15 protein-coding genes and 1 pseudogene are annotated in these 19,254 nt (G+C 53.8%); 3 read left to right on the top strand and 13 right to left on the bottom strand.

Annotated features, from left to right (window positions below; all coding sequences use genetic code 11):
- The first annotated feature begins 100 nt into the window (after positions 1 to 100).
- A complete protein-coding gene (locus tag QOS10_RS01640; RefSeq protein WP_283593288.1) occupies positions 101 to 490 on the top strand; it encodes a HesB/YadR/YfhF family protein in 390 nt (129 codons plus the stop codon).
- 69 nt (positions 491 to 559) lie between these two features.
- On the opposite strand, the gene QOS10_RS01635 is transcribed toward QOS10_RS01640, so the two are convergent.
- From QOS10_RS01635 to QOS10_RS01625, 3 genes are all read right to left on the bottom strand, one after another.
- On the bottom strand, positions 560 to 2,242 hold the full coding sequence (locus QOS10_RS01635) for a glycoside hydrolase family 13 protein (protein WP_283593287.1): 1,683 nt from the start codon (positions 2,240 to 2,242) through the stop codon (positions 560 to 562).
- A gap of 67 nt (positions 2,243 to 2,309) precedes the next feature.
- Positions 2,310 to 3,815, bottom strand: a complete 1,506-nt coding sequence (locus tag QOS10_RS01630; protein ID WP_326520592.1) for a glycosyltransferase — start codon at positions 3,813 to 3,815, stop codon at positions 2,310 to 2,312.
- The gene (locus QOS10_RS01625) at positions 3,815 to 5,359 is read right to left on the bottom strand and encodes a glycosyltransferase (RefSeq protein WP_283593284.1); all 1,545 of its coding nucleotides are present in this window, start codon (positions 5,357 to 5,359) and stop codon (positions 3,815 to 3,817) included. Before QOS10_RS01625 ends, QOS10_RS01630 begins: the two co-directional genes overlap by 1 nt.
- Before the next feature lie 131 nt (positions 5,360 to 5,490).
- Here QOS10_RS01625 and QOS10_RS01620 point away from each other — a divergent pair, with 131 nt between their 5' ends.
- Positions 5,491 to 5,892 (top strand): hypothetical protein, encoded by a 402-nt coding sequence (locus QOS10_RS01620; RefSeq protein WP_283593283.1) that lies wholly within the window; start codon positions 5,491 to 5,493, stop codon positions 5,890 to 5,892.
- Between the two features lie 68 nt (positions 5,893 to 5,960).
- Here the strand turns inward: QOS10_RS01620 and pyrR are convergent, their stop codons facing one another.
- From pyrR to QOS10_RS01605, 3 genes are all read right to left on the bottom strand, one after another.
- On the bottom strand, positions 5,961 to 6,497 hold the full coding sequence (gene pyrR, locus QOS10_RS01615) for a bifunctional pyr operon transcriptional regulator/uracil phosphoribosyltransferase PyrR (RefSeq protein WP_283593282.1): 537 nt from the start codon (positions 6,495 to 6,497) through the stop codon (positions 5,961 to 5,963).
- 156 nt (positions 6,498 to 6,653) lie between these two features.
- Positions 6,654 to 7,451 carry a hypothetical protein gene (locus QOS10_RS01610; protein ID WP_283593281.1) on the bottom strand — a complete coding sequence of 266 codons (798 nt, stop codon included), beginning with the start codon at positions 7,449 to 7,451 and terminating at the stop codon, positions 6,654 to 6,656.
- A 92-nt stretch (positions 7,452 to 7,543) separates the two neighbouring features.
- The gene (locus tag QOS10_RS01605; RefSeq protein WP_283593280.1) at positions 7,544 to 8,833 is read right to left on the bottom strand and encodes an adenylosuccinate synthase; all 1,290 of its coding nucleotides are present in this window, start codon (positions 8,831 to 8,833) and stop codon (positions 7,544 to 7,546) included.
- 198 nt (positions 8,834 to 9,031) lie between these two features.
- Here QOS10_RS01605 and QOS10_RS01600 point away from each other — a divergent pair, with 198 nt between their 5' ends.
- Positions 9,032 to 10,006 (top strand): GMP reductase, encoded by a 975-nt coding sequence (locus QOS10_RS01600; protein WP_283593279.1) that lies wholly within the window; start codon positions 9,032 to 9,034, stop codon positions 10,004 to 10,006.
- Positions 10,007 to 10,177: 171 nt separating this feature from the next.
- On the opposite strand, the gene QOS10_RS01595 is transcribed toward QOS10_RS01600, so the two are convergent.
- The 7 genes and pseudogenes from QOS10_RS01595 to QOS10_RS01565 form a co-directional block, all read right to left on the bottom strand.
- The gene (locus QOS10_RS01595) at positions 10,178 to 11,962 is read right to left on the bottom strand and encodes a glycerophosphodiester phosphodiesterase (protein WP_283593278.1); all 1,785 of its coding nucleotides are present in this window, start codon (positions 11,960 to 11,962) and stop codon (positions 10,178 to 10,180) included.
- 123 nt (positions 11,963 to 12,085) lie between these two features.
- Complete coding sequence (locus tag QOS10_RS01590; protein WP_283593277.1) at positions 12,086 to 12,952, bottom strand: aldo/keto reductase; 867 nt, start codon at positions 12,950 to 12,952, stop codon at positions 12,086 to 12,088.
- Positions 12,953 to 13,131: 179 nt separating this feature from the next.
- Entirely contained in the window at positions 13,132 to 13,797 is a 666-nt protein-coding gene (gene pgmB, locus QOS10_RS01585) for a beta-phosphoglucomutase (protein ID WP_283593276.1), read from the bottom strand.
- 19 nt (positions 13,798 to 13,816) lie between these two features.
- Positions 13,817 to 16,069 carry a glycoside hydrolase family 65 protein gene (locus tag QOS10_RS01580; RefSeq protein WP_283593275.1) on the bottom strand — a complete coding sequence of 751 codons (2,253 nt, stop codon included), beginning with the start codon at positions 16,067 to 16,069 and terminating at the stop codon, positions 13,817 to 13,819.
- Positions 16,070 to 16,150: 81 nt separating this feature from the next.
- The gene (locus QOS10_RS01575; protein WP_283593274.1) at positions 16,151 to 17,497 is read right to left on the bottom strand and encodes an SLC45 family MFS transporter; all 1,347 of its coding nucleotides are present in this window, start codon (positions 17,495 to 17,497) and stop codon (positions 16,151 to 16,153) included.
- Between the two features lie 214 nt (positions 17,498 to 17,711).
- Positions 17,712 to 18,893 carry an acetyl-CoA C-acetyltransferase gene (locus QOS10_RS01570; RefSeq protein ID WP_283593273.1) on the bottom strand — a complete coding sequence of 394 codons (1,182 nt, stop codon included), beginning with the start codon at positions 18,891 to 18,893 and terminating at the stop codon, positions 17,712 to 17,714.
- 144 nt (positions 18,894 to 19,037) lie between these two features.
- Positions 19,038 to 19,254: pseudogene (locus tag QOS10_RS01565) on the bottom strand (hypothetical protein); the annotation flags it as partial.

The raw sequence follows: 19,254 nt of genomic DNA, 5'->3' as shown, positions 1-19,254 counted from the left end.
GCACCTACCGATCGGTTCCGCCCGGGGCTTTTGTACTCAGGCACATTCGTTGTTCCTGTCCACCAGGTATAGTATGGTGGAACCAAAGGAGATGGCGCACATGAAACTGATTATCACAGACACCGCCAGCCACTGGTTTAAGAAACATCTGGAACTCCAGGCCGGGGACGGTGTCAGGTTCTTCGGCACAACAGTCCAGCCCCACCACGTCCAGCACACCCCCGACCAGGGATTTGCCAAAGAAGATGACCTCACCGCGGCCGTCCTGACTGTCACCAAGGACGGAATTAATTACCATATCAACCTTGATGACGAGTGGTTCTTCTCCGGCATGGTGACAACGGTCGACCTGGCGGCGAGTGCTGAGCGGCCCCAGTTCACCTTCCAAAAGGAACAACCGGCACCGGCAGCCACGACCACTGATTCAGTAGTCCCGGCGACCGACGCTACGACCGGGGCCTCACGCAGATTTGAGAGCTACTGGGAATAGAACGCAAACCAAATATCACAAAAGGGATCATGACGAACACGCACGCTTGTCATGATCCCTTATTAAGTTCTAGTATTGGTAAACTTTCGCCTCATAAGGCCGCAGAGTGGCGCCCTGGTCATCGGCGTAGTTGCTGATCAGGAGTTTGGCCGTCTTGGGAACCGCGTAGTGCCGCTCCATTGCCTGGTCAGTGTAGTTCAGGATGACCAGCAGGGTCGTGGCCTTGTCCCGCCGAGTATAGGCAAAGATGGCCGGATCGTCTTCGTTGCCGGGAACCAGGGCATAGGTCCCGTCGGTGATCACCGGCATGGTGTGGCGAAATTTGATCAGCCGCTGGTAATAGTAAAAGATCGAGTCTGGATCAGCCAGGGCCTTTGCCACGTTGACCTGCCGGTAATTAGCCGTAACCTTCTCCCATGGCCGGTGGGCAGAGAAACCAGCGTTGGTACTGTCATCCCACTGCATTGGCGTCCGGGCATTGTCCCGCGAGTGCATTGCCAGGTACTTCAGCATCGTCGCCGGATCAACCAAGCCCTGATCATCTACCAGCTGATGATAGGCGTTGATCGACTCCAGGTCTACGTAGTCACTCAGCTTGGTGAAACCGGCGTTGGTCATCCCAATCTCTTCCCCCTCGTAGATGTAGGGCGTCCCCTGCATAAAGTGGGTCATCGTCGCCAGCATCTTGGCCGACTTGACCCGGTAGTCTTCGGTCGAATCATCACCGAAACGGGAAACCACCCGGGGCTGGTCGTGGTTGTTCCAGTAGAGTGAGTTCCAGGCTGTTCCGGCCAGTTCCGTCTGCCACTTGGTCAGGTTGGCACGGAGATCCACCAGCTTCGGCTTCTGATCGTACCACTTGCCCAGGGCCGGATTGGGGTTGGCGTCTAGGTTCATGTGCTCAAACTGGAAGACCATGTTGAGCTCCTGGTTGTGCAGGTCCGCGTACCGCTTGGCATCGGCCGGGGTGACATTAGGTGTCTCGCCCACCGTGATCATCTTGTGCTTGCTCATGACGTTCCTGTTCATCTCCCGCAGGAACTCATGCACACGGGGACCGTTGGGCACAAAGCCCTCGACGGTAGCGTACTTCTCGTCGGCGGTCTGCAGACCATCAGGCAGGCCAGCGGGTTTGGAGATCAGGTTGATGACGTCCATCCGAAAACCATCGACTCCCTTGTCAGTCCACCAGTTCATCATCTGGTAGACTGCCTGCCGAACCCGGGGATTTTCCCAGTTGAGGTCCGGCTGCTCCGGAGCGAAGAGGTGGAGATAGTACTGGTCGGTCGTCGGGTCATACTTCCAGGCCGGACCGGAGAAGTATGATCCCCAGTTGTTCGGAGCGTGACCGCCCTGGCCATCCCGCCAGATATAGAAGTCACGATAGGGGTTGTCCTTGCTCTTCTTCGCTTCGACAAACCAGTGGTGCTGGTCGGAGGTGTGATTGACGACCAGATCCATGACCAGCTTCATCCCCCGCTGGTGCACCGCGGCCAGGAGCTGGTCAAAATCGGCCATTGTTCCCAGCATCGGGTTGATTGCCCGGTAGTTGCTGATGTCGTAGCCGTTGTCCACCTGGGGTGACTCGTAGATCGGGTTGAGCCAGAGGATGTCGACCCCCAGCTTCTGCAAGTAATCCAGCCGGCTGATAATTCCCTGCAGGTCACCGATCCCGTCGTTATTGCTATCCTGGAAACTCTTCGGGTAGATCTGATAGACCACCGCGTTCTTCCACCAATGATTATTCTTCATCGCTAAAACCTCTTTTGATTCGTCCAGAGCAAAAAAGTACCATCTTCTGCCAGCCCCATCGTAAGTATTAATTATCTTCAACCACCGGGGACCACTGCCGCCAAGTTGTCGTGTCACTGATTGCGTCGAGGTGAGTGTAGGCGCCCGTGCTTAATTTCTGCAGCGCTTGCGGGTCCTGGAGCAAGCCCACGACGTTATCCACGAACCGCTGCTGGTCATTCAATGGGATCAATTCGCCGTTGACCCCTGACGCGACCATGCTGGCCGGGCCGTACAGGTAATCATAGCTGACCACCGGCACTCCATGACCGAGGGCTTCCCCCATCGCCAGGGGCTGGGCATCGATGCGGCTGGCATCGACAAAGAGCTGGGCCTGGTCATAGGCTGGCTGCAGGTCAACCTGGTAGCCAGCAAAAGTGACCCAATCTTCAAGGCCGGCCTGCTCGACCTGGTCCTTATAGCGTTTAACATCGTCAACCGCCCCATACCCGTACAAGGTCAACCGGCTCGTCGGCACCTGCCGGTGGATGGCGGCAAACATCGTCAGCAACTGGCTGATCTGCTTGTCTTCGCCCAGCCGGCCCACATAGACCAGCTGGCCCGACGTCCGGCCAGCCATCGTAATCCGATCGGTAGGCTGGCTGACAGGCGTCCCGTTAATCGCCATAACAGGCGCATGCTTGCCAAGCCGATTGCGCAGGTTATGGGCCTGCTGCTCAGTCATTACAATAATGCCGTCCCACTTCTTTAATTCACTGGTGAACGGTCCCTGGAGCATCCCATTGACCGGGCCATTCAGCAAGTTTTGCCCATCGTCGACGTGGTTAATCGGCAGCCACAGGTACTTCCTAGCTTTCCCTGCCACCTGCAATACCGGCTGGATCGCCATGGCCGGCCGGTCGGCGATGAAAGTGTTCGTCTCCTCCGTCGTCCTGTTCAACTCGTTGAGGAAGAAGACGAAGAGGTCGTCAAGGCTATCGAAATAGTAGTCCTTCCCCTCGTAGCCCCGCAGGACATTCAGGGAGTTGATCGGAGTGTTTTGAACAGACTGCACATAGTAACGCTCCAGGTACATGGTGCCGTCCGGCCGGTAGTAGCGCTCAAAGTACAGCTGCCCATCCTGGCCGAAGAATTCGTCGACGGCTTTGTAGCCCCGCAGGTCGTAACGCTCGCGCAGGGTGAGGTTGCCGGCCGGATCGTACCAGTCAACCCGGCTGACCTCGCCGACCGTGCCCCCGGCAAAGAAGACCTCAGCGACCAGCCGCTGACCGTCCTTGATCTCCCGGGAGTTGTTCCCCGTACCCACCTGGTAGTCAAAGGGCAGGTGGAGGTCCGCAGTGTGCAGCGGCTGCCCCTGGTAGTCCGTGGCCCCGGCAAAGAAGTCATACATGTTTACCAGCTGACTGTCCTTGAGACCGAAGCGCGGTAGGGTATGGTGAAGGACCGGGGAAAAATCACGGGTGACCAGCTTGGCCGCCACACCGTTCTTGGCGAAGAGCTTCAGCCGCTTGATTTCCGCGTGCTCAACGCTTGAATTGCTACTCAGTAAGTATTGATTCACAAAGAAAAACACTATTTCTGAGCCTCCCTTTCATTCACGTCATCAATGATTTCCTGCCACCGTTTCATTACGTTGGCTGCCGAATAGCGCCGACTGTCCGCATAGGCGTGCGCGCTCATCTGAGCCAGCCGTTCCTGATCGGTCAGCAGGGATATAATTGCCCGCGCCAGACCATCAATATCACCATTCTTGGTCAACAGGCCATCCTGCCCGGCGATGACCACGTCAGCCGGCCCGTACTTGATGTCATTGGCGATGATCGGCAGGCCGTGCGATTGGGCTTCAACCAGGGAAAGCGGCAGGCCTTCCACTCGGCTGGGCAGGATCAGCAGCTGGGCATCCTCGTAGACGACATTGACATCAGTTGTGTAACCATGGAAGGTTACCGAATGGCCGATTTTCTCTGCAGCGACGATCTTCTTCAGCTGCTGGTCGAAGTGATTGTTGGCGTATCCCCAGAAGTCCAACTTAGCCTCCGGAACGCTCGCCAGTACCTGTGGCCAAGCCTTCAAGAGCTGGTCCTGCTGCTTCTCGGGCGACAGCCGGGCCACCATCACCACCTGATTCTTCGTCCGCTTGGCAAACGGCACGTGGGGCTTATTAAGAACGGCGTTAGGGACAATCGGCCCCGGAATACGGAAAATTGGGACGCCGTACTTAGCAAAGCGGGCCTTCAAATCATCCTGCTGCTGCGGGGTCAGGGCGATTACCCCGTCCCAGTCCTTAATATGGTGTAATCCCCACTCGTAGTTGTAGTTCAGGGTCGAATGTAAGATATCGTCATTATTATTGACGTGGTCGTTATGCAACTGCATGTAACGGGGGACCCGCTGTTTCATGTGGAGGACTGACCAGCCGGTCTCGTAAACCCGGTCGACAATCAGGCCCACCGGTCCCGCGCCGCAGATTTTCTGATCAGTGACCAGCTGATCCAAGAAGAAGCTGGTCAGCTCATCCAGACCGGCAAACTGAAAGTCGCGGCCCTGATAGTTAAACAGGTGGTAGGTATCAGCCTTCCGCCCCCGTTTGTCCTTCATGTGGGCCAGCTGCAGGACCAGCTTGCCATCCGGAGCAAAGTAGTTCTCAGTTGTAATATTACCCTGCCAATCATATACTTGCTCTACGGAAATAAAGCCCCGCACATCATACCACTTGACGTTCAAGAGCTTACCGAAGTGATCGAAGTACTGCAGGTTGATGATGCGCTTCTTGGCATCATTGCGCCGCCGCACATACAGGATCCGGTGGCCGTCTTTCGAATAGGAGTAGTTGATGCCGTCTGCTTGCCGCCGCCAGTGCGGGTCGATCTGAATATCCCTAATCGTCACGTCTTTTGGCGGGACAATCCGGGCATTCTGGAAGTAATCAAACAGGTTTACGAAGTCTTCGTCGGCGATCCCGGCGTGCTTCGTCACCAGGTGCAGTTCGTTCGAGTACTGCCGCGTAACGATCTTCGCCGGTTGCTTAAACTGCTTGAACAATTGGAGCCGCTTCATCTGGGCGTGCTCGATCCCCGACTTGTTTTCCTGAATGCCGTCATTTAAGAAAAATAGCATTAGACATTCCCCTTTTCTTGTTTCACAAACTGAGTTTATCATACTTTTATCGCTACTGACGACTCGACAATGTGGGAGGATGAAGGCGAGTGTGTTATCATCATTACTATATAGAAAGAAGTGGAAGAGACATGCAAAACCCATTTGGTAATAACAACGACAATGACCAAAACCCGTTTAACCTCAACAATCTCCCCTTGCCGCCAAACTACGCCAAGATTGTTAACGACCAGGGAGACCTCCGCATTGCCAAGGTTGGCTTCTCGTGGACGACCCTCTGGTTTGGGCCGCTTCCGGCACTCTTCCGGGGAGACTACTATAACTTTATCCTAATGATTGTCTTGGACCTCGACTATGTCCTCGTGGCAATGTTCTTCGGTCTGAACTGGCTGCTGGAGTTTCCATGGCCATCAATCGCATTCGGCTTTTTCTACAACATGATGTACTTCAAGCACCTTTTCAACAAGGGCTACCATCCGGCCGACCAGCGTTCCCGCGAGCTGCTGACCAGGGCCCGGTATTGGAAAGAATAATATCAATAAATGCAAAAACGACGCTGGCTCTGACATGTCAAAACCAGCGTCGTTTTCTATTACCGCAATTAATTATGCTCAATCGTGACATCTTCGTGGCCATCGTACTCCTCAACCGCCACGTGAACCGTCTCATTCATGGCCGTCGGGATGTTCTTACCGACAAAATCCGGCCGGATTGGCAATTCCCGGTGACCCCGGTCGACTAAGACCGCCAGGGAGATCCGCTTCGGCCGGCCCATATCCATCAGAGCATCCAGCGCGGCCCGCACCGTCCGCCCGGTGAAGAGCACGTCGTCAACCAGGATAACGTGCTTGTCAGTAATGTCGACATCCAGTTGGTCGGTCTTCACCGTGGGCTCGCGGTGGTGATCCGGCACATGACGGTCATCGCGGTACAGGGAAACGTCCAAGGCCGCCACCGGCACACTGACGTTTTCCAACTGATTGAGCCGCTTGGCCAGTCGCTTAGCGAGGTAGACACCCCGGGTCTTGATGCCGACAAAGACCAGGTTTTCGACCCCCTTGTTCTGTTCAATAATCTCGTATGTAATTCGGGTCAGTGCCCGTTGCATGCTTGAACCATCAACAACTTCATGTGCCATTTTTGCCACTCCTCTTCTATTTTCAATAAAAAGCTCTTCCTTAATTACCATTAAAGAAGAGCCGTTGACTTTCTACCGTCCCTTGATGGCCTCGCTGAACCACTTAAAGGTAATTATATTTATTTTACGGGTCAGAGCCGACCCTGTCAATCATCGCTACTCCGCGAACTTGTCCATCCAGCCTTGGACCATGCTGTTAATATTATTCCAAATGTCCTTAAAGCCGCTCTCGTTCTTCAGGTCATTGACAATCTGCACCCCGTTATCCGGATCCTGACGAACCTGTTCAACCACGTTGGTAACCTGGTTCAGCCGGTTCTTGGTATTGTCGCCCACCTGGCTGTTCAATTGCTGGTTCTGGTTCTCAATCTTATCCAGCCGCTGGTTCAAGGCCTCCTGGTCCTTATCGTGCTGGTACTGCTTGACGGCACCCCGGAGTTCGGCCACTTGGTTTGCCAGCTTCCGGTTATCACCGCTCAGTTTAGCCACGCTACTTGAGTTGTCAGCGATCTGACTGCTCTGCTGGGCGTTATTGGCCGCCTGGTTCTGCTGCTGGTGCCGGTGACTAGACCACCCCCACAACAGGCAGATGATCACGATCACCGCGATCAGGCCCCAAAGCCAGCCGCGCCGCTTCCTTGGGACTGCTGGATTTGTCGTCTGACTTGGCTGTTGGACTTGGGCGGCCGACTGGGACCGCAACGGCCGCACATCCAGCGTCACGCTTGTCTGGGCAGTCTGACCGGTGGCATCCATCACGCTCAGGACCACCGGGTACTCCCCCTGCTGGTCGATGTTGACCTGGGTGAGGTTGAAGAGAACCTTATCCGTCAGGTCCGCACCATCGTTGCCCGTCGCGTGGACCCCCAGCTGCTGCTTAAGGTCCTCTTGGTTGATTGTCTGCCCCAGCGGCCAGTCAAGGTACTGCCGCACCGTGGTTATCGTTAATGCCATATCATTCACCCTACTTCCGTTTTCCTTAATTGTACCGCCAAAAAGGCGGGGTGTCACAGACACCCCGCCTTTTTATATCGGTCTTTATTTAATTAGAGTTCCCATGGGTTCTTGATGATAATCGTCTGAATCCGGTCCGCACCGACAGAAACTGTTGACAGCGGCGTATCAGATAATTCACTGACCCGCTTCAGATAGTTCTGGGCATTGATTGGCAGGTCTTCAAACTTCTTGACCCCGGTGATGTCTTCATCCCAGCCCGGCAATTCTTCGTAAACTGGTTCGCAACGGTCCAGTTCCTTCAGACTTGCTGGGTAGTAGTCAATCTGCTTGCCGTCAAGCTTGTAGGAAGTACAGATCTTAACGGTCTTCAAGCCCGTCAGAACGTCCAACAGGTTCAAGCTGAGGCAGGACAGACCGGAAACCCGGCGAGCGTGTCGCATAGCAACACTGTCGAACCAGCCAACCCGGCGTGGCCGCCCGGTAACGGTCCCGTATTCGTGACCGGTTTCCCGAATCTGGTCACCGATCTCGTCAGTCAGTTCCGTTGGGAATGGACCAGCACCGACACGGGTGGAGTAGGCCTTGCAGATCCCGACAACGGTGTTGATCTTGTTAGGACCCACACCGACCCCGGTGCAGACACCCCCGGCAATTGGGTTAGATGCCGTAACGTATGGGTAAGTTCCCTGGTCAACGTCCAGCATGACCCCTTGAGCCCCTTCAAAGAGGACCTTCTTACCCTGGTCTAAGGCATCGTTGACGATCCGGGACGTGTCGGTAACGTACTTCTTCAATTCCTGACCATATTCATAGTAGCTTTCGAAAATGTCATCGAAGTTAATCGGATCAACATGGTAGAGCTTGGTAAACAGTTCGTTCTTCTCGGCCAGGTTGCGTTGCAATTTAACCTTGAAGGTGTCCTTTTCCAAAAGGTCGCACATCCGAATTCCGACCCGGGAAACCTTGTCCATGTAGGTTGGGCCGATTCCGTTCTTGGTAGTACCAACCTTGTGATCACCCTTGGCTTCTTCTTGGCACTTGTCAAGCAGAATGTGGTATGGGAAGGTCACGTGAGACCGGCTGGAAATCCGGAGACCAGAAACGTCGATGCCATTGTCTTGTAGATAGTGGAGCTCCTTCAAGAGGGCCGGCGGGTTGATAACCACACCGTTCCCAATAACGGCCAGCTTGTCCTTGCCAAAAATCCCCGAAGGAACCAGGCGCAGAGCAAACTTCTTGCCGTCGAAGGCAATGGTGTGACCGGCATTGTTACCACCCTGGGAACGAACGACAACGTCCGCGTCCTGGCTGAGGTAATCGGTCATCTTCCCCTTTCCTTCATCGCCCCATTGACTACCAACAATTACAACTGATGACATTTCTTATTCACCTCATCGTTTATTTTCGTAAAAAACGCTTTTACTTATTTATCCTACCGGAAATCAGCCCGGCCGTCAACAACTTTTCCGAACTATTTTTTGACGATTACAAACAATGATCCACCTTTTAGTTGACGCGGGCTGGGGAGAAGCGCATAATAACATACGGTAATTTTATGACAAAAAGGAGCTATTCTTGTGGAAACGTTCGATTATGATGATATTCAACTAATCCCTAACAAGTGTGTGATCAAGAGTCGCCGGGAAGCCGATACCAGTGTGAAATTCGGCCCCCGGACGTTCAAGATTCCGGTCGTTCCCGCCAACATGGAGAGCGTCATCAACGAAGATCTGGCCGTATGGCTGGCGCAAAACGGCTACTACTACGTAATGCACCGGTTCGAGCCGGAAGACCGGGCCGGCTTCGTCAAGCGGATGCACGAGCGTGGCCTGTTTGCCTCCATTTCGGTGGGGATCAAGGATGCCGAATACGACTTCATCGATCAACTAAAAGCCGAACATTTGGATCCAGAGTACATCACAATCGATGTTGCTCATGGTCATTCGGATTTTGTTATCAAGATGATCCAATACATCAAGAAGAACCTGCCGATGAGTTTTGTCACGGCGGGTAACGTCGCCACCCCCGAGGCGGTCCGGGATCTTGAGAACGCCGGGGCCGATGCTACCAAGGTCGGGGTGGGCCCTGGCAAGGCCTGCATTACCAAACTCAAGACCGGCTTCGGAACCGGGGGCTGGCAACTGGCCGCCATCCGCCTGTGTGCCAAGGCCGCACGGAAGCCAATCATCGCTGACGGCGGGATCCGCCACAACGGTGATATCGCTAAATCCGTCCGCTTTGGCGCCTCGATGGTCATGATCGGGTCAATGCTGGCCGGCCACCTGGAATCACCGGGCCATATCATCACAATCGACGGCAAGCGCTACAAGCAGTACTGGGGTTCCGCTTCCGAAGTCCAGAAGGGGGCCTACCGAAACGTTGAAGGCAAGCAGATGCTGGTGCCATTCCGGGGTTCGATCAAGGACACCCTTCGTGAGATGCAGGAAGACCTGCAATCCTCCATCTCCTATGCCGGGGGCCGCGACCTCGAGGCCATCCGCCGGGTTGACTACGTGATTGTTAAAAACTCAATTCTAAACGGTGACTACTAATAGCAAAGGGCCTGTGACATAAGTCCTTCTATATAGTCAAAAGCGAACAGCGCGGTACACAAATGAGGTCCAAAGCCCGGCAAAAGCCGAACTCTGGACCTCTATTTGTGCTCGCGGGGGCTCGAAAACGAAGTCGTAAACGACTTCTGCCTCGCTCCCTTTTATGTTCGACTATGGTTCAAATTCCTGGCTCCCCGGAACAACCATGATGTAGTTGAGGAGCCGGCGCGCGTAGGACCGCCGACTGTCATAGGAGCGGATTGCCGCGTTGAGGTCCTGTAGATTATTAGTGATGACCCCGTCAACGTTGTCATACATTGCCTGCATCATCACAGGCCGCTCGTCCACCGTCCAGGAATAGACCAGCTTGTGCTGAAGGTGAGCCAGGCTGATGAAGTCGTCCGTCAGGGTTGAATACTCCATCGAGTAGCCGTCCGCCGCAATATTCGGGTAGGTGAAGTTATAGGGCTGGATGTAGATCACCGGCAGGTGCGACGCCCGCCTGCGCATTCCAGTCACCACCCGGTAATCCAGGGACTGGACCTGATCGCCATGGCGTTCCAGCGTCTTCGCATAGCGGTTGCTAAACCGGGTCAGCATCCCCTTGGAATCATGCGGGGTGGTCTTGACTTCCACCAGGAGTTTTTGGTGGAGGCGGTCAGCCACCTTCAGGTAGTCATCAAAGCTGGCAATTTTGGCCCGGTAGCCGTTCTCGTGAACCGTCAGGTGGGTCAGTTGGCTGAGGGTCAGCTGATACGGCGCTTTGTTGACCCCCGCCAGTTCTTTGAGGTTCTCATCGTGCATAACGACAAACTGATGGTCCTTCGTCTCGTGAACGTCCATTTCAACGTAGTCCGGATAAAGGCGGTGGGTTCCTTCCAGCGCCGGAATTGTATTCTGGACCCCATTCTTTTCGGCCACTCCCCGGTGGGAAATCGTCACGGGACGACGGTTGTTCCCCGTCAGGTAGAAGCCGCCACTGACTGCCGTCACCAGGACGATCAGGCTGCCCGCAACTACCAGCGTGCGTTTGATCCCCCGACTGACCCGAAAGGCTGCCGGGGTGGCCGGAATCGCATCACCAAGGGGCCGGACCAGGGTCATGATGGTCACCACCCCGATCCAGATGGCCAGGCATTCACTGCCTAGCTGGACCAGGGTTAAATTGACCACCGCCATTACCAGCGATAATTTCCCGGGTAATAAATCCAGGACAAATTGCAGCCCCACCAGCAAGCCATAGAAGATAACCATGACCAGGCCCGCAACCAGGCTGATCACCAGGATCCGGGCCACGAGCGGCCACCACTGTCCGTGGCTGGTCTGGTGCCAGCTATTAACCAGGGCAACTTGCGGCCGCTGCCCTCGGTACACCATCAATGGCAGAGCGAGCAGGTAACGCACCCCCAGCACAATCAACAGGGTGTAGAAGACGAGCAGGCCCGTCAGCAGGAAGGCGTTCCGGGGCATGAAGTCGAGAATAAAAGCCGGAATCTGGATTTTGGACAGCAGCGGCGTCCGAAAGACCAGGTTGGCAAACGGGATCACCAGGACAAAGTAGCCCAACAGGACCAGCAACGATGCCGGCCGCAACTGACGCAGGGCCTGCCCGCTCTCACGCAGCAAATGCCGCACACTGATCGTCCCCGCCTGGATGTCCCGCACCCCGAGGAGAATGACGGCAAACTGCCAGTAAATTACCAGGAGGAGGAGCGCCAGTTCCAGCAGGAGGGCCACAACAACCAGCGGGTGCTGGGTGATGATGGTCACAATGTTTTGGTAGGAGACAAATGGGATCGCACCAGCCTGGAGGACATAGGTGGTTACCAGGCGGAAGGCCGGAATAACCACCAGCTGAATCACCAGGTCCACACTGAAGAAAAGAGTCAGGTAGACCCACCAGTACTGATTGAAGTGCCGGGTTTCCCGTTTGATTGTCGCTAGGATCTGTTTCATGAGCTTGCTTCTTTCCAATAGATAGAGTATATAAGGACATTATACTTGTTTCCCTGGGATGAAAAAAATGCTGGAAACAAAATAAGGGACTGCACTCGACCGCAGTCCCTTTTTCTGTTTAGGTTAGAAGTCAACCTCGTCCGGGTCCTTGCACTGGCCGCCGAGGTTTGGCAGTTCACTGATTGTCTTCATGTCCTCGTCGCTCAGTTCAAAGTCAAACAGCTTCGTGTTCGCCACCATCCGGTCAGGATGAACCGACTTTGGCAACGGCAGGACACCCTGTTGCAGGATCCACCGCAGACTGATCTGGGCCGTCGTCTTGTCATACTTTTTGGCCAGCTTCTTCATCGTTGGATTGGTCAGGACCTTAGCCCCCTGGCCGCCCAGTGGTCCCCAGGCTTCCACCAGAATGTTGTGGGCTTGCAGGTACTTAATCTCTTGAGCATGCGGCCAGCCGGGGTGAATCTCAATCTGGTCAACCGCCGGGGCAATCTCCGCCGTCTTCATCAAGTCGATGACGTGGTGCGGCATGAAGTTGCTCAGACCCAGTGCCCGGATCTTGCCCTCATGGTAGGCTTCTTCCATGGCCCGCCAGGTTTCGGCGTTGATCTCAGCGGCCCGGTCGCCAAACTGCTTCTGGTTGGCTGGCCAGTGGATCAGGTAAAGGTCCAGGTAGTCCAGTTGCATCTTCTGCAGGGTCTCGTCCAACGCCTTCTTGGTCGATTCATAGCCCCGCTCCGTATTCCAGAGCTTGCTGGTGACGAAGAGCCGGTGCCGGTCGATTCCGGAATTGCGAATCCCCTTCCCAACGGCCTCCTCGTTGCCATAGACCGCCGCTGTATCGATCAGCCGGTAGCCAACCTCGATGGCATCAGTCACCGCCTGTTCGGCCACGTCGGCTGGGGTCTTGAAGGTACCGTAACCGACGCAAGGGATCGTGACCCCGTTGTTTAACCGCATCAGCGAGTTAATATTCTTTAATTCAACCATAAAAGCCTCACTCCTTTTGATGATACCTCAATTGTAGTCTTAATCAGCAATAATTTCACCAGCCGCGCCAGTGATTAGTAAAAAAAACGCCCACAGTATCTTCTGCCGTGAGCGTTTTCTATTTAAGAAACAAATGACCAAAGATTGATCGGTTGTAGTATGAGAGTCACTTGTTATTGTTAGTTGTCCATTTGTTCCTTAATGGCTGCCAATGAAACGTCACCAGTGTGAGCGAACTTTACATCGGCATCCTGCAGTGATGAGCCAAAGCCGATTGATGTTTCACCGGCCCGGTTGATCGATTCGATCCCGGCCTGGGCATCTTCCAGACCAGCAACCTGGTTAGCAGGCAGGTTCATCAGTTTAGCTGCTTCACTGTAGATCTCTGGATCCGGCTTACCGTGCGTCAGCTTAGCCGGGTCAACGATCCCTTCGAAGTAGTCCGTGATTTGCAGGTACTTGAGAACCTTTGGTGCGTTCTTGGAAGCGGAAGCCAGCACAATGTGGTAATTGTTGGCCTTCAATTCATCCAGCAGGTTCTTCATCCCGGGCAGGATGTCTGCTGGCGTCAGGGTTTCAACCAGCTTGATGTAGTTGTCATTCTTCTCTGTTGCCAGAGCGACCTTTTCATCTTGGCTATAGTCATTTTCGTGACCGCCAGCCTTCAGGATCAGCTCCAGGGAGTCCATCCGGCTGACCCCTTTCAAGCTGTCCGCCAATTCAGGCGTCCATTCAGTACCCACCTTATCGGCAAGTTGGTGCCATGCCTGGCCGTGGAAACGCGCCGTGTCGGCAATCACACCGTCAAGGTCAAAAGCAAAACCTTTAAGATCTTCAAACTTCATTCTCTGTCTGCCCCCGTAATTACTTTAATTCGAGCTTCTTACCGGCAAGGTCGATGGTGATTGGGTCACCGGATACCAAGTCGATCTTCGTACCGTGCTTGTCAACCTTAACCTTCAGGATCCGGCCACGGAACATCTGACGGAATTGGTAGGAGTCCCACTTTTTTGGCAGGAATGGTGCGTAGTGGAGTTGACCATCACGAACCCGCATGCCAGCGAACCCTTGAACGATATCCAGCCATGAACCAGTCATGGAAGTGATGTGCAGACCATCGACGGTATCGTTGTTGTAGTTGTCCAAGTCAAGCCGAGCGGACCGTTCGTACATTTCAACGGCCTTATCTTCGTAACCGAGGTCAGCGGCGATGATGGAGTAAACAGAAGCAGAAAGACTTGATTCGTGAACAGTGTATTGTTCGTAGAAGTCGAAGTTGTGCTTCTTCTGTTCCTTCGTAAAGTCGTCGATGAAGTCCCAGAGACCCTGGATAACGTCACCCTGCTTAACGTATGGTGACCGCAGGATCTTATCCCATGACCAGTGTTGGTTGATTGGCAGTTGGTCACTTGGAATATCAGCAACTGGCTTGAGATCCTTGTCCATGAAGCCATCGTTTTCTGGGAAGATGTCACGTTCCTTGTCGTATGGCAAGTACATGTTGTCCACGATTGCTTGCCATTGCCGCTTTTCGTCTTCGGAGACGTTGAGCTTCTTGGCAACCTTGTCGTCAACTTCCTTGAGAATTTCAAGGGTGTACTTCAGCGTCCAACGGCAGAGCAGGTTAGTGTACCAGTCGTTGTTAACGTTGTTGTCGTATTCATCAGGACCAGTTACGCCGTGCAGCATGTACTTGTTCTTACGTTGTGAGTAGTGAACCCGGTCAGCCCAGAACCGTGAAATTTCGGTCAAGACTTCGGCCCCTTCGTTCAGAACATAAGACTTGTCGCCGGTGTACTTCGTGTAGAGGTAGATAGCGTAAGCAATATCCCCGTTACGGTGAATTTCTTCGAAGGTGATTTCCCATTCGTTGTGGCATTCAATCCCGTTGAAGGTAACCATTGGGAACAATGCACCCTTCAGGCCCTGTTCCTTGGCGTTGATGAAGGCCCCGTCGAGTTGCTTGTAACGGTACATCAGCAGGTTACGAGCAATCTCTGGGTTAGCAACCCCGAGGTAAACTGGGATACAGTAAGCTTCGGTGTCCCAGTAAGTAGCACCACCGTACTTTTCACCAGTGAAGCCCTTTGGTGAAATATTCAGCCGGTAATCGTTACCGTAGTAAGTTGAGAAGAGTTGGAAGAGGTTGAAACGAATCCCTTGTTGAGCCCCTTCGTCACCATCGATTTCAACATCGGACTTGTTCCAACGTTCAGCCCATTCTTGAACGTGTGGGTCTAGTAAGTCGTCGAAGCTCTCGTTGTCGAGCTTAGCGCTTAATTCATCGAGGTGCTTTTCAATTGCTTCTTCAGTGTCGAAGTCCCGGGAAGTAACCGTCAGACTCCGCTTTTCGAAGTCAACTTCCTTACCAGCAGCAACCGTGCCTGCAAAGGTGTTGTAGGCGGTCTTGTCGCTAGTGCCGTCACCAGTGTGGTCCAAGTTGGTCTTGGTGGTGGTCTTCATGCCAACAATAAATTGTGGCGTCCCGAAGTCGTTCTTCTTGGTCATGGAAGTCAATTCGGCGTGTTCACCCTCAGCGCTCTTGTTGAGGACGTTCCAGAATTGTTCGTCGTAGTTGGAGTCTTCGTTGTAAACATCGGCATCGATCATGCTGGTGATTTCAACCTTGGCATCGCTGTTGCCGCGGTTTTTGATGTGAAGGCGTTGGCCAACTAATTCCTTTTGGGTAGCGCTGACGAACCGTTCGAAGTTGAAGTACATCGTCGTTCCACCGATTTCAACGGTGAATTCACGTTCCAGTACCCCACGCTTCATGTCGAGGTCCAGCTTGAAGTCCTTTGGCGTTTGCTTAGCCAGGTCCAGCTGTTCGCCGTTGACCTTGATGACCAGCTTCATGAAGTTGACGGCGTTGATCATCTTACCGAAGTACTTCGGGTAACCATTCTTCCACCAACCAACACGGGTCTTGTCAGGGAACCAAACACCACCGAGGTAGAGGCCCTGCATATGGTCACCGGAGTAGCCTTCTTCAAAGAAGCCCCGCATCCCGAGGTTTTCGTTTGCCAAACTAGTCATTGATTCTTGGAGACGCTTGTCTTCAGGATCCCATGTCTTGGTAGCGACATGCCATGGAGCGATATCAAATGTCCGTTTCATTGCTTTCTCAATTCCTTTCATACGAAATAAGGGTGTATCAACTACGCCCTTATTATAAATCTTCTTATCAGTTAAATTAAATTATTCAGCGTAAGTTTCCTTGATTGCACCGACTGACAATGCACCGCAGGCCATAACGATCCCGGCAACGATGAACATGTTAACTTGGGAACTACCAAGCAGTGGGAACAGTGCGAAACTCAGCAGGGAAGCCACGATTTGTGGAAGACAAATTGAACCGTTGAATAGACCCAGGTAAGTACCCATGTGCTTACCAGAAAGGGCGTTCGTAACAATGGTCAGTGGGTAAGTGTTCATACCAGCCCAAGCGATTCCGACCAGGATGTAAGAGAAGATCAGAGCGCCTTGGGAGTGGATGAAGAATACTGACAGGAACCCGATAGCACCGAGCAGCAGACTGCCGGCATAACCAGCCTTGTGGTACTTGTTAGGAACCTTGGCCAGAACGTATGACCATACAACAGCGGCGATTGACTGAACGGCAGCCAGAACCCCGTACCAGTTACCAGCGGCCTGGTAACCAGCGGAAGTAGCGTTGGTCGTGTTCCAAACGTTCTTGGCGATCGCACCAGCGGAGTAAGTCCACAGGTATTGGAAGGCGAACCAGCAGAAGAATTGAACCAGGGTAACGGTCCAGAAGGCCTTTGGCGCGTGCTTCAGGAGTTCGAACCAGTTACCACCCTCGGTGTTATCCTCTTCGGAAATACCGTGGTACATAGCGTAGGTTGCTGGGTCGTATTCGTGAACACGGAAAACCGTGAACAGACTAGTAACAATCAACAGGGCAGCACCAACGTAGAAGGAAATAATAACTGAGTCTGGAACGACCCCCTTCTTGGCGATGTTGGCAACCCCGAACCAGGTCAGAACGAATGGGAAGATGGCAGCCAGGACGGCACCAGTGTTTGATAAGAAACTCTGAATCCCGTAAGCGTAACTCTTCTGGTCATCGTTGACCATGTCACCGACCATCATCTTGAATGGCTGCATGGCGACGTTAGATGACAGGTCCAGGAGGGCAACGGTGATGGCACCGAACCACAGGGCGGCCAGTGAACCATAGCCGAAGCCGAAACTACCAGAGTTAGGCAGCAGCAGCATAACAATAACCGCCACGATCATCCCGAGTAACAGGTATGGCAGACGGCGACCACCGAGCTTTGGTGCCCAGGTACGGTCTGAGTAATAACCAATAATTGGTTGAACAATTAAACCAGCCAGTGGTGGCAGAATGAAGAACCATCCCAGGTTGTTTGGGTCGGCCCCAATGGTTTGGAAGATCCGGCTCATTTGTGAACTTTGCAAGGTAAAGGCGGTTTGGACACCGAGGAACCCGAAGTTGATCATCCAAATGGTTGACTTCGAGAGCGCTGGTAATCCGGCACCGGCGGACTTTTCTTGACTCATTACAAACAACTCCTTAATTTATACAACAATAATTGCTCTCTTATGAAACACGTTTGTAAGCGCTTCATAACTTTCACGTTAATAATATACCAGAATTGGGCTAATTGTGCAACCGTTTGCGCAAATTTTATGCAAACGGTTGCAGTGAAAAATAATGAAAAGGCCGTGATAACGGGATTTATCACGGCCAAAAAACTTTAATTAATTTTTAAAACTATTCATCCCGCCGGACCAATGCAGCAATTCCCATGCCGCCGCCGACACACAGAGACGCAATCCCCGTTTGCCGATCTAGGTCTTGCATCTCATGAACCAGGGTTACCAGAATCCGGGCCCCGGAACAGCCAACCGGGTGGCCCAGGGCGATCGCGCCCCCGCGTGTATTGACCTTGGCGGGGTCAAGGTGAAGCCAGTCCTGGCAAACCAGGGCTTGGGTGGCAAAGGCTTCGTTGATTTCATAGAGGTCCACGTCGGCGGTGCTCAGCCCAGTCGTCTCAAAGAGCTTCTTGATGGCATAGTACGGACCCAGCCCCATCACCGCCGGATCGATCCCGACCAAAGAAGCGCCGGCCCACTCAGCTAGCGGGGTCAGGCCGTACTCTTCAACGGCCGTTGCGGAAGCCAGAGCCACTGCGGCGGCCCCGTCGTTGATCCCTGAGGCATTGCCGGCCGTGACGGTGCCGTCCTGCTTGAAGACCGGCTTCAGCTTAGCCAGGGCCGCCATGGAGGTGTCGGGACGCGGGGCCTCATCCTGATCGACCACGTGACTGCCGTGCCGATCAATCACCGGCACCGGCGTGATTTCAGGATCAAAGGCCGCTGTCTCTTGTGCCCGAACCGCCTTTTGGTGACTGGCCAGGGCAAAATCATCCTGCTGCTGGCGGGTAACATGGTAGCGTTCGTTGATGTTTTCCGCGGTGATTCCCATCGGGTAGCCGCCGTAAACATCTTTTAGGGCATCCTCCTGCATGGCATCGATCAGGGTGCCGTCGCCAAAGCGGTAGCCGCCACGGGCCTTCTTCAGAACATAAGGGGCGTTGGTCATGCTCTCCATCCCCCCGGCAATGATTACTTGAGCCTGACCGGACTGAATCAAACTAGCGGCCAGGTTGATGCTTGAGAGGCCAGAAGCACAGACATCATTAATTGTGATGGCGGGAACGGCCTGCCCCAAGCCAGCCGCCATGGACGCCTGGCGCGCCGGGTTCTGCCCGCTGCCGGCCTGGATGACGTTTCCCATCAGGACCTGGTCAACCTGGCCCGCTGCTAAGCCGGATTTAGCCAGCACGTCCTTAATTACCGTCGTGCCCAGCTGAACGGCCGTCAGGGTCGCCAATGACCCGTTGAACTTGCCGATCGGTGTCCGCTGCGCCGCCACAATGTAAACTTTTTCCATGAATTGATTCCCCCATCTCTTACTTGTTCATGACTCAACTAGTGTAGCGATTTACACCGGGTTAAGCAAGGAAAAGCCCCGGGAAGATAAAAAGGGAGCGCGGCCTTCACCGTGCTCCCTATCTTATGGGTATTTGCGTCCCCATCAATCGTATATCTTGAAGTCCACCAGCTGGTGGTGCTTACGCGAATTGAACAGCAACTCAACTCCTGCTTGACCGAGCTCACGGGGCTGAAGGTCGACGCGCTCGCTTTCGTCCAAGAGCATCCCCATCAGCCGGCTGTTAGTCAACCACCACGCCCTAAAGGACGTGGCTTGTGAGCAAACACCCTTCTGATGAGTGCTTGAACCACAATTTGCA

The sequence above is a fragment of the Limosilactobacillus galli genome (genome assembly GCF_947381495.1).
Lineage (GTDB): Bacteria > Bacillota > Bacilli > Lactobacillales > Lactobacillaceae > Limosilactobacillus > Limosilactobacillus galli.
This window is presented reverse-complemented; position numbering and strand designations above follow the sequence as displayed.